This window comes from Flavonifractor sp. DFI.6.63 (genome assembly GCF_024462255.1).
Lineage (GTDB): Bacteria > Bacillota > Clostridia > Oscillospirales > Oscillospiraceae > Lawsonibacter_A > Lawsonibacter_A hominis.
The window spans coordinates 1-348 of the sequence record NZ_JANGBE010000102.1 but is presented as its reverse complement, the minus strand read 5'-3'; the positions used below and the strand labels follow the sequence as shown (position 1 = coordinate 348).

The window sequence follows — 348 nt, the reverse complement described above, 5'->3', positions numbered from 1 at the left end:
GGGCGGTGGGCTGGGAATTGCCCACGCTGATCATGCGGGGCACGAACTGGCTGACGATGCCGACGGTGACCATCCACAGCAGGCCGAAGCCCAGGGCCATGCACCACATGTCCTTGTCCCGGAGCAGCTTGGATACCGTGAAAGCACTCTTGTGGCTGCGGACGGCTTCCGCCTGAGCCTTGAGATCCACGCCCTCGTCCCGGATGTTGTCGGGATACGCCCCCACGTCGTGGGGATAGTCCTTCACCCAGACGAGGGAGGCCAGGCCGAAGATGACGACGACCACGCCCACGATGGTGCAGCCGGTGGGGACGCCGAACTTGCCGAACAGACCGGAGAGGATGGCGA

1 protein-coding gene is annotated in these 348 nt (G+C 64.9%); it reads right to left on the bottom strand.

Features of this window, described 5'->3' with window-relative positions; genetic code table 11:
• The coding region (locus tag NE547_RS18710) for a hypothetical protein (protein WP_256176633.1) at window positions 1–348 on the bottom strand (348 nt) is incomplete at both ends.